This window comes from Streptomyces sp. NPDC048600 (genome assembly GCF_055587025.1).
This window is the reverse complement of the sequence record NZ_JBVJGZ010000002.1, coordinates 24,870-35,678: the sequence shown is the minus strand read 5'-3', so window position 1 is coordinate 35,678 and position 10,809 is coordinate 24,870. Positions and strand designations below refer to the sequence as shown.

The window sequence follows — 10,809 nt, the reverse complement described above, 5'->3', positions numbered from 1 at the left end:
TCACCCACCCCCCCTCCCCCCCCCCTCCCCCCCCCCCACCCCCCCCCCCCCCCCCCCACCCCGCCCCCCCCCCCCCCCCCCCCCCCTCCCCCCCCCCCCCCCCCCCCCCCGCCGCGGGGCCGAGGGGCGTTGCGGGATCGTCGGCCAGCGGTGCCGGGCCGACGGGCAGTACGGCGCCGTCGGCCAGGGGCGCCGGGCCGAGCCCGGACAGCAGGTCGGTGGAGCGGCTGCCCAGCACCGGTTCGACCGCGACGCCTCCCCGGACGGCGACGTAGCCGCGTACGCCCGTCACGGCGGGACCGACGTCCAGCACGGCGCCGGCGGGCACCCGCACCGCGGCGCCCCAGGCGGCCGGGCGTCCGTCCACCGTGACGGCACAGGGCGCGCCGCCGACCGCCACGACGACCGCCGAGCGCGGGCGCAGGGCACAGCCGGTGAGCGTGGTCTCCAGGACGGCGGCGTCGGGCGCGTTGCCGACCAGACGGTTGACGAGCGCCGCCGCGGGGCCGTCCAGCGCGCCCGAACGGGGCACTCCGAGATGGGCGTACCCGGGCCGCCCCCGGTCCTGCACGGTGGTCAGCGCCCCGGCCCGTACGACGCACATCGCGCGGTCGGCCGTGACGGACAGCGCGCGATGGGTCATACGGCACCTCCGGGTGTGGGGCGGCCCGTGTCCTGCCGGGTGCTCATCCGTCCCCCTGCGGCACGAACCGCACCCGTGCCCCCGGTGACAGCAGTGCCGCCGGTACGCGCGCGTGGTCCCACAGCACGCTGTCGGTGGTGCCGATCAGCTGCCAGCCGCCGGGGGAGGAGCGCGGGTACACGCCGGTGTAGGGCCCCGCGAGGGCCACCGCGCCCGCGGGCACGGCCGTACGCGGGGTCGTCCGGCGCGGTACGTCGTAGCGGGGCGGCAGTCCGGTGAGGTAGCCGAAACCGGGCGCGAAGCCGCAGAAGGCGACGCGGAACTCGGTGCCCGCGTGGATGCGCGACACCTCGTGTGCGGACACGCCCCAGTGGGCGGCGACGTCCGCGAGGTCGGGTCCGTCGTAGCGCACGGGCAGCTCGACCACGTCACGCGCGCGTGACGGCACGGGCGGCAGGGGCGTGGCGGTGAGCTCGGCGGCGGTCCCGGACGGCTCGGCCACGCCGTCGAGGAGCACCGTACGGGCGGCGGGGACCAGTTCGCGGACGCGGAGCGAGCCCTCCGCGCGGCGGCGCAGCAGCTCCGCGAGCAGGGCCTCCGCCTCCTCGCCGGAGGGGACCTCGACGAGCAGGGCGTCGTCGCCGACGCGCAGGACCCGAATGCGGCCGGGGTCGCCGGTGCGGCTGGTGGGGTCGCCTGCGCGGTCGGTGGGGTCGCCTGTGCGGTCGGTGGGGTCGCCTGTGCGGTGTGCGGGATCGGTGCCCGTGCGCCCCGCAGGCCGGTTCCGCACTCGGGCGGCGGGATCGCCGCTCATGCGAAGGCCTCCACCCGCACCGAGGCGGCCTCCAGCCGTCGGCGGACACGTCGGGCCAGTTCGACGGCTCCCGGGGTGTCGCCGTGCAGGCACAGCGACCGGGCGCGTACCTCGATCGGCAGGCCGGAGTACGCGACGACCCGGCCGTCCCGGGCGAGGCCGACCGACCGTTCGACGACCGCGGCCGGGTCGGTGACCACCGCGCCGTCGGTGCCGCGCGGCACCAGGGTGCCGTGCTCGGTGTAGGCGCGGTCGGCGAAGGCCTCGGTGACCGCCGGGAGCCCGGCCTTCTCCGCCCGCTCCAGCAGCCGTGAGCCGGGCAGTCCGAGCACGGGCAGCGACGGGTCGGCCAGGAGGACGCCATCGACGACCGCGCCCGCCTGCTCCTCGTCGTGCACGACCCGGTTGTAGAGCGCCCCGTGCGGCTTCACGTACGCCACGCGCGCACCGGCCGCGCGGGCGAACACCTCCAGGGCGCCGATCTGGTAGGCGACCTCGGCGGTCAGTTCACCGGGCGGAACGTCCATCGCGCGCCGCCCGAACCCGGCGAGGTCCCGGTAGGAGACCTGGGCGCCGATCGTCACCCCGCGCGCGGCCGCCAGTTCGCACACCCGCCGCATGGTCGCCGCGTCCCCGGCGTGGAAGCCGCAGGCCACGTTGGCGCTGGTGACGACGGACAGCAGCTGCTCGTCGTCCGTCAGCCGCCAGCGGCCGAAGCCCTCGCCGAGATCGGCGTTCAGATCGATCGGGGTCATGGGGCCTTCCGGTCTCCTCGAGCCAGCCACGCCGTGACGAGCAAGGTAGAGGATTGTTGAACGATCCTTCAATACCCCTGTTGTCCCGTCCTCCTCACTACGGTTGAATTCCGGGCATGGCTGAGCAGCTGACGGGACTGGCCGGCGACCGCGTCCTCCTCGGGCGCACCAGCACCGCCGAGCGAGTCGCCGACATCCTCAGGAGCCGGATCGCCGAGGGCTTCTTCCCGCCCGGCACCCGGCTCTCGGAGGACAGCATCGGTGGGGCCCTCGGGGTCTCCCGCAACACCCTGCGCGAGGCGTTCCGCCTGCTCACGCACGAGCGCCTGCTGGTCCACGAGCTGAACCGCGGTGTCTTCGTGAGAGTTCTCACGGCCGAGGACGTCAAGGACATCTACCGCACGCGCGCGCTGGTGGAGTGCGCGGTGGTCCGGGGCCTCGGTGAGCCGCCGTACGCGCTGGACGGCCTCGCCGAAGCCGTCGCCCAGGGCCGCCGCGCGGGGGCCGAGGGCGACTGGAAAGCGCTGGGCACCGCCAACATCCGCTTCCACCAGGAAGTGGTCGCCCTGGCCCGCAGCCCCCGCACCGACGAGCTGATGCGCGGCGTCTTCGCCGAGCTACGGCTGGCCTTCCACGTCGTGAACGACCCCCAGCGGCTCCACGAGCCCTACCTGCTCCGCAACGAGGAGATCCTCCACGCCCTCACCACCGGAGACCAGACAGCCGCCGAACAACTCCTGGACACGTACCTGTCGGACTCCCTGACCACCATCGCGACCGCATACGGCCAAGACGCCCCTGCGCCACCCAAGCGCCCAGCCCCGTAAGAGGCCGCATCGCCCTCCACAACCGCGCCCCTAGGGGCGCGGGGAACTGCGCAATGCGTGTCGCGCTTCAGGCCCGTGGGAAGCGGCGGGGCGGACTCCCGAAGGGGCGCGGGGAACTGCGCAACGCGTATCGAGCTCCAGGCCCGTGAGAAGCGGCGGGGCGGACTCCCGAAGGGGCGCGGGGAACTGCGCAACGCGTATCGAGCTCCAGGCCCGTGAGAAGCGGCGGGGCGGACTCCCGAAGGGGCGCGGGGAACTGCGCAATGCGTGTCGCCCCCCACAACCGCGAGAAACGGCGCAACCGATTCCCCAAGGGGCGCGGGGAACTGCGCGACAAGCCCACGACGGCCCGCAGCCGACCGACCACCACGGCCCCCGGCCGACCAGGCCCACAACCACCCCCCACCCGGCAAGGGCCCCGCTCCCGATTTGGGCCGTTGTCAGACCAAGCACCTAATCTGTGCACCGTGACTTCCCCCGCCCCGACGGACCTCGTCCCGCCCCAGCCGACCGCAGGGCCCCGCCCCGCCCCGGGCCCGGCCGCCGACGAAGGCCTGGCGCGGCGCCTGCGCGCGCTCGCCTGCACCGCGCCGCTGCACGACCTCGACGCGCGCAAGGCCAACCTCGCGGGCGAGTACTCGGTGTACGGCATGGCGGAGGTCGCCCTCTCGGCCATCGACCTCGTCACACTCAACATGGACTTCGACACCGGCGCCGACCACGACCAGGTCGTCGCCCGCCTGGTGCCCCGGATCGCCGCCCAGGCCCCACGGCGCCCCACCGCCGAGCACGAGCGCGTGGCCCGCTGGGTGCTGGAGAACCTGATCAACGTAGGCAGCGTCGACCGCGGCTTCCGCGCGGTCTACGGCACGTTCGCACCGGACGGCACCTACGTCCGCCGGGACTACGACTTCAAGCTGATCGAGGAGGTCCCCGGCCCCGGCGGCAGCGTCTACCTCCGTACGACGGACGAGGCGGTCAACGTCCTGGTCGGCGCCCTCGACACCGACGTCACCAGCGCCCAGATCGCCGCCGAGGTCAAGCTGGAGGTCCTGATCAGCCGCGGCCGCCTCGCCGACGCCCAGCTCGCCGCGGAGCAGGCCCGCTACCGTACCGTGCAGTACTCCGAGACCCTGCGCAGGGCGCTGGACGCCACCCGGCGCAACGTCCGCGCGGTGGACTGGCTCGAGGCCGTGCCCGACATGATCGCCGAGGCGCTCGACCACGTGGCCGACCGGTACCGCCACGAGAACGCGATCCTGACGAACATCCGCAGGGCCCGCGACGAGTCCGAGGACCCCGAGCACAAGCGCCGCGCCGCCGAACTCGTCGACATCGTCAAGGACTGCATCCGGCGTCACACCCAGCTCCAGTCCCGGCTGCTGGAGGCGGGCCCGCTGTTCCGCGCGGAGCAGGACCGCCAGGCCTTCGCCACCCCCCTGGCCTCCTCGGGGATAGACCTCTACGGCCACCTCGTCGCGCCCGTGCTGCCGCTGCCGGTGGAACAGGCGGTGCGGGTCACCGACGCGTACTTCGCGCGCGGGACCGGCTTCCGCACACCCGTGTCGGTACGGGTCGCCGACCTCGTAGAGATACTGCTGACGCCGCCGGCCGAGCGGGACCACCTCGGCGCCGAGATGCCGGAGCCGGACCTGATCGCCACGCCGGACGACAGCCGCTTCAGCGAGGAGCAGCTGGCCGCGGCGATGGAACTGCTCGACCTGCCCGCCGACGCCCCGCGCAGACTGTCGGGGCTGCTGGCCCAGGCCCGGCGGTCCGACCCCGATCTTCCGTATCTGGTCGCCCTGCTGGCCGTGCACGCGGCCAGTCCCGCCGTCGGCACCGCCTACCGGCAGGGCGAGCAGAAGCTCCTGTTCGCCGTCGACGACGGCACGCAGCTGGAGGACCCCGAGTTCGGCGGCGCCGACCTGATCGTGGGGACCGCCCTGCTGGACGCCGCGGGCATGGCGGCGGACCGGACGGAAGCAGCATGAGTGAGCAACAGCGAAGCAAGGAGCCCAAGCCGTGACCGAGCACGTCGAGTGGAGTGAGCCGGAGACCGCCGCGGCACCGGCGAACCCCGCCGTCACGCCCGCCGACGCCGCCGACGCGGCTCGGCTCGTCGCCTTCGGACTCCAGCCGAAGCTCCAGCCCGCGCGGGACCAGGAGTACACCGAACTGCTGCGGCGCTACCGCGAGGACCCGCCGTTCGCCCGGCTCGCCGACGCCGTGGCCGCCGGGCTGGGCCTGATCGTGCTGGAGGTGTCCCCGCGCGCGGGGATGGCCGTGACCGCCGCCGAGGACTCGGTGTTCGCCGTCCGCATGGGCGACTACGCCCGCCGTACGTCCGCCGACGGCAGCGACCGGTTCCTGCACGGCCTCGCCCACCTCGCGGTCGCCGCCCTCGCCTTCCCGCGCGCCGAGGACCTCGCCGACGACGGCTACATCGGACGCGTCAGCGTCAACGGCGTCGACGCCTTCGTCCGCCAGGCGTGCCGCCGACTGGAGGAACGGGCCGAGCGGACGGGTGAGAACACCGACCCCGCCACCGACGCGCCCGGTCTCGAGGCCGCCTGGCGGATCTGGGCCAGACGCAGCGCCACCGGTGCCACCAAGGACGCCCGCCGCCTCGCCGGGTCCACCACCGGCATCGTCGGCAAGGCCGTCGCCTTCCTCACCGACTCCGGCTTCCTCCAGCGCACCGGCGACGACCACGGCGGCACGTACCGCACGACCGCCCGCTACCAGCTCCAGGTCCGTGACATGGCCGGCAGCGCCGCCATGGCCGAACTGCTGGAGCTGGGCGTCGTGCCGGTCACCGACGGCACGCCGACGCTCCTGCCCGCCGAGGACGGCGACGACCTGGAGCTGGTGGCCGACGCCGGGCTGCCGTTCCACGCATGACCCTTCCGAACCTTTTCTGATCTGCAAGAAGACTGACGAGAGTCCGCCATGTACGAGCTGTCCCGGGTCCGCCTCTACTCCATCGGACCCGCCGGTGCGCGCTACGCCGACACCGTGCTTGACCTGCGGGGCGTGGGCGATGTCGTGCCCGACCCCGCGCCGACGCAGGCGGAGTTCTTCGAGGAGGAGCCCGTCGGCCCGCCGCGCCGCCCGGCGCCCGCGGGCGTGCTCTTCCTGGAGAACGGCGGCGGCAAGTCCGTCCTGCTCAAGCTGATCTTCTCGGTCATGCTGCCCGGCCACCGCAACACCCTCGGCGGCGCCAGCTCCGGCGTGCTGCGCAAGTTCCTGCTCGCCGACGACTGCGGCCATGTCGCGCTGGAGTGGCAGCACGTGCAGACCGGCGAGTGCGTCGTCGTCGGCAAGGTCAGCGAGTGGCGCGGCCGCCAGGTCTCCAACGACCCGCGCAAGTTCGCCGAGGCCTGGTACTCCTTCCGGCCCGGCCCCGGACTCAGCCTGGACAACCTCCCCGTCGCGGAGTCCACCGCCGTACGTCCGACCGCGGAAGGCGCCTCCGGCGCCCAGGGCCGACGCCGCACCATGAAGGGCTTCCGCGACGCCGTCACCGAGGCCGGCAAGGCATACCCGCACCTGGAGGTGCACTGGGAGGAGATCCACGAGCGCTGGACCGAGCACCTCGGCGACCTCGGCCTCGACCCCGAACTCTTCCGCTACCAGCGCGAGATGAACGCCGACGAGGGCGAGGCCGCCGGCCTGTTCGCGGTCAAGAAGGACTCCGACTTCACCGACCTGCTGCTGCGCGCGGTCACCGACACCCGCGACACCGACGGACTCGCCGACCTCGTCAGCGGCTTCGGCAACAAACTCGGCCGCCGCGCCGAACTGATCGCCGAACGCGACTTCACCGCCGGATCGGTGGACCTGCTCGGCCGGATCGTCGACGCCGCCGAGGGCCGCACCCGCGCACGGGACGTCCACACGGGCGCCGAACGCCGCACCCGCACCCTCGCCCGTCGGCTGTCCGCGCGAGGCGTGCAGGAGCGCAGGCGCGCCACCGAGCTTGCCCAGCGGGTCACCGCCGCCGCCTACGCCGTCACCCACTCCGAGTCCGCCCGGGGCCGCAGCGCCCTGATCGCCGCCGAACTCGCCTACCGGCACGCCTCGCTGGCCCTCGCCGGCGCCGAGAAGTCCGCCGCCGCGCAGAAGCGCGAACTCGCCGACGCGCGCACCCTGCACTCCGCCTGGCAGGCCGCCGAGGCCGTGCTGCGCCACCGCGCCGCCGCCGACCGTGTCTCCCGTGTGGCCGCCGCCATCCAGGAGGCCGAGCGGGACGCCGCCCCCGCCCTCGCCGCCCGCACCAGGGCCGCCGCCGACCTCGTCCGCGCCCTGCACGCGGCCGCCGAGCGCGCCGAGACCCTCGCCAACGAGGGGGAGGAGCGCTCCGCCGCCCTCCAGGAGGCGGGCGACTCGGCCCACCGTGACGCCACCGCCGCCGCCACCGAGGCCCAGCGCGCCCGCAGCGAGGCCGGCCATCTGCGCCAGCGCCTCACCGAGGTCGAGCAGGAGACCGCGGAGGCCGTCCGCGCGGGTTGGCTCGACGACAGTGCGCCGGACGCCGACCCGGCCCGCGCCGCCCTCGCCGCCAGCGACGCCGAGAAGACCGCCGTCGCCGCCTGGGACACCGCCCGCGAGGCCTCCCGCAGGACAGCCGAGCAGGCCCGTGAGACCGCCTCCGCCGAGTCCCGCGCCGAGCTGACCGCCGCCCGCGCCGCCGACGCCGCCGTCGCCGCCGAGCGCGCCCACGACGGCGAACGCCGCACCGCCCAGGCCCTCGCCGCCGAGGAACGCCTCGCCGAACTGCTGGGACTCGCCGGACACGACGTACGCGGCCCGGTACCGCACCCCCGCCGCGACGAGGACACGCCCGACGAGGCGCCGCTGAGCGCCGAGGAGCTCGACCGCTTCGCCGACGAACTGCGCGAACTGCTCGACGACGCCGTCTCCTCCGCCGAACGCACCCTGTTCGAGCTGCGCACCGCGGCCGCCGACGACTCCCGCATCCTCGGCGCGCTCGGCGACGGCGGTCTGCTGCCGCCCGGCCCCGACGTGCTGGCCACCGTCGAGTACCTCGGCGAGCAGGGCATCCCCGCCCTGCCCGGCTGGCGCTACCTCGCCCAGGCCGTCGACCCCGCCGACCACGCGCGCGTGCTGGCCGCCCGGCCCGAACTGGTCGACGGCGTCATCATCACCGACCCCGCCTCGCACGCCCGCGCACGTGAGGCCCTCGGCGACGCCGCGCTGCTGCCCCGCTCCGCCGTAGCGGTCGGCACCGCGTCCGCCCTGCTCGCTCCCACCCCGGCCCCGGCGGCCGACGACGGCGACGTCTTCCTCGTCCCGCCGAACCCCGCCATGCACGACGAACACGCGGCCGACGAGGAGCGCCAGGCCCTGCGCGCCCGCACCACCGAGCGCGACGGCGAGATCCGCGCTCTGGCCGCCCGGCTCGGCAAGGACCGCGAACTGGCCGCCCGGCTCGCCTCCTGGCGCACCGGCTGCCCCGCCGGACGCCTGCTGGAGCTCGCCGAGGCCGCCCGCGAGGCCCGTGCCTTCGCCGAGGAGACCGAGGCCGAACTTGCCGAGGCCCGTGTCGCCCGCGCCGAGGCCGAGGAGACCGCCAACGAGGCGGCCCAGGTCCGCGACGAACGTCAGGAGGCCGCCCAGAAGGCCCGCCGTGCCGCCGACGCCCTCGCCGGACTCGCCTTCCGGCTGCGCGAGCGTGCCGGCTGGCAGGTCCGCCTGCGCGAACTCGCCGACGAGGCCACCGAGTCCGAGGCCCGCGCCCAGACCTGCCTGGACCGCGCCCGCGCCGCCGACGAGGACCGCCGCGCCGCCCAGCGCGCCGCCGACGACGCCCGCCGCACCGCCCGTGCCCTGCGCGCCGAGCGCGCCGAGATCGCCGGCGCCCCCGACGACGTGCCGGACAGCGACGCGGCCGCCCCCGAGACGTCGCTGCCCGCCCTGCGCGAGGCCTACCGCGCCGCCTCCCAGGTGTACGAGAAGGTCGGCGTGGGCGCCGATCTGCGTGCCGAGCAGGCCCGTGCCGAGAGCGACGAGAGCGCCGCCCGCGCCGAGCTGGACCGGCTGAGCAACAAGGTCCGCACCCGCGCCGAGCAGCTCCTCCAGTCCCCGGACGGCTCCGACGGCCCCTCCCGGCAGGCCGCCGCCGCCCGCGCCGAGGAACTGGTGCAGCTCCTCGAGACCCGCATGTCCACCGCCAGCGAGCAGCTCGGCCGACTGCGCGGTGAGGCCGAGCGGCACGCCCCCGAGGACGGCGACGCGCACACCGAGCTGCCCACGGAGACGGAGCCCCGCGACACCGACCACGCCCAGGCCCTGCTGCGCACGGCGACCGCCGAACTGGCCTCCCGCACCGAGGCCCTGAACCAGGCCCGCGAGGCACACGCCGAACTCCTCGACGCCCACCGGGCCGCCGAGGACGCGGCCGGCGGCTTCGACGAGATCGCCGCCCTCCTGCGCGACCTGCTGCGCGAGCACGTCACCGAGGAGGAGCAGGACGCCCCCGAGCCCTACCCCGGCGGTCTGGAGGAGGCCCGGCAGTCCGCCGCCGAGGCCCGCCGCTCCCTGCGCGGCTGTGCCACCGACCTCTCGGCCGCCGAGGCCGCCGTCCGTGAGGCCGGAGACGTGCTCGTACGGCACGCCAACTCCACCCGCTACGAACAGGTCCGTACCCCGGCCCGCCAGCAGATCCGCGAACTGCCCGCCTCCGCCCTGCCCGAGCACGCCCAGAAGTGGGCCGACGCCTTCGCACCCCGCCTGCGCGTCCTCACCGACGAACTGGCCCAGCTGGAGCGCAACCGCGACTCGATCGTGGACCGGCTGCGCGGACTGGTCGAGTCCGCACTGGCCACGCTCCGGTCCGCACAGCGGCTGTCCCGGCTGCCGGAAGGCCTCGGCGAGTGGTCGGGCCAGGAGTTCCTGCGCATCCGCTTCGAGGAACCCGACCAGGCGACCCTCACCGAACGACTCGGCGAGGTCATCGACGAGGCGACCCGCGCGGCCGTGAAGAAGAACTCCGACCTGCGCCGCGACGGCATGTCCCTGCTGTTGCGGGGCGTCGGCGCGGCCCTCCAGCCCAAGGGCATCGCGGTGGAGATCCTCAAGCCCGACGCGGTGCTGCGCGCCGAGCGGGTGCCCGTCGGCCAGATGGGCGACGTCTTCTCCGGAGGCCAGCTCCTCACCGCCGCCATCGCCCTCTACTGCACGATGGCCGCCCTGCGCTCCAACGACCGCGGCCGCGACAAGCACCGCCACGCCGGAACGCTCTTCCTCGACAACCCCATCGGCCGCGCCAACGCCACCTACCTCCTGGAACTCCAGCGCGCCGTCTCCGACGCGCTGGGCGTCCAGCTCCTCTACACCACCGGCCTGTTCGACACCACGGCGCTGGCCGAGTTCCCCCTGGTCATCCGCCTGCGCAACGACGCGGACCTCAGGGCCGGCCTGAAGTACATCAGCGTCGAGGAGCACCTCCGCCCGGGCCTGCCACAGCAGCCCCAGGCGGGGGAGTCGGTGCACAGCGAGATCACGGCCACCCGGATGTTCAAGCGTCCGGCACAGGCGAGGCCGTAGGGCCCGGAGTTGTAGGGCCCGAAGCCGTCCGGCTCAGGAGTGGGACAGCCGCCCGGTTCGGCCGGGCCTGTGTATCCGTTCCTGGGCTCGCGCGGCGACCCGCGCCTGCCGGCGTGGGGGGGGGGGGGGGGGGGGGGGGGGAGGGGGGGGGGTGGGGGGGGGGTGGGGGGGGGGGGGGGGGGGGGGGGGGGGGGGGGG

Annotated in this window: 6 protein-coding genes and 1 pseudogene; 4 read left to right on the top strand and 3 right to left on the bottom strand. The window is 75.3% G+C overall.

Translation table 11 applies throughout. The annotated features are described in order from the left end of the window. Positions 1-112: 112 nt before the first annotated feature. From ACZ6SQ_RS02295 to ACZ6SQ_RS02285, 3 genes and pseudogenes are all read right to left on the bottom strand, one after another. A pseudogene (locus ACZ6SQ_RS02295) lies at positions 113-643 on the bottom strand (5-oxoprolinase subunit C family protein); the annotation flags it as partial. Positions 644-686: 43 nt separating this feature from the next. Further along, a complete protein-coding gene (locus ACZ6SQ_RS02290; RefSeq protein ID WP_469556605.1) occupies positions 687-1,304 on the bottom strand; it encodes a 5-oxoprolinase subunit B family protein in 618 nt (205 codons plus the stop codon). Positions 1,305-1,453: 149 nt separating this feature from the next. Beyond that, positions 1,454-2,212 (bottom strand): LamB/YcsF family protein, encoded by a 759-nt coding sequence (locus ACZ6SQ_RS02285; RefSeq protein ID WP_469555835.1) that lies wholly within the window; start codon positions 2,210-2,212, stop codon positions 1,454-1,456. Positions 2,213-2,328: 116 nt separating this feature from the next. On the opposite strand from ACZ6SQ_RS02285, the gene ACZ6SQ_RS02280 reads away from it, so the two are divergent. The 4 genes from ACZ6SQ_RS02280 (at position 2,329) to ACZ6SQ_RS02265 (ending at position 10,611) form a co-directional block, all read left to right on the top strand. Then, on the top strand, positions 2,329-3,039 hold the full coding sequence (locus ACZ6SQ_RS02280; protein ID WP_469555833.1) for a GntR family transcriptional regulator: 711 nt from the start codon (positions 2,329-2,331) through the stop codon (positions 3,037-3,039). Between the two features lie 467 nt (positions 3,040-3,506). Beyond that, a complete protein-coding gene (locus tag ACZ6SQ_RS02275) occupies positions 3,507-5,033 on the top strand; it encodes a hypothetical protein (RefSeq protein ID WP_469555831.1) in 1,527 nt (508 codons plus the stop codon). A gap of 31 nt (positions 5,034-5,064) precedes the next feature. Then, positions 5,065-5,943, top strand: coding sequence for a hypothetical protein (locus ACZ6SQ_RS02270; RefSeq protein ID WP_386386002.1), 879 nt, complete (start codon positions 5,065-5,067; stop codon positions 5,941-5,943). A gap of 48 nt (positions 5,944-5,991) precedes the next feature. Next, positions 5,992-10,611 (top strand): hypothetical protein, encoded by a 4,620-nt coding sequence (locus ACZ6SQ_RS02265; RefSeq protein WP_469555827.1) that lies wholly within the window; start codon positions 5,992-5,994, stop codon positions 10,609-10,611. Positions 10,612-10,809: the final 198 nt, after the last annotated feature.

Excerpts from the sequence above, each read along its gene's own strand:
- ACZ6SQ_RS02285 (WP_469555835.1), bottom strand. The coding sequence starts at position 2,212 with ATGACCCCGATCGATCTGAACGCCGATCTCGGCGAGGGCTTCGGCCGC.
- ACZ6SQ_RS02280 (WP_469555833.1), top strand. The coding sequence starts at position 2,329 with ATGGCTGAGCAGCTGACGGGACTGGCCGGCGACCGCGTCCTCCTCGGG.
- ACZ6SQ_RS02265 (WP_469555827.1), top strand. The coding sequence starts at position 5,992 with ATGTACGAGCTGTCCCGGGTCCGCCTCTACTCCATCGGACCCGCCGGT.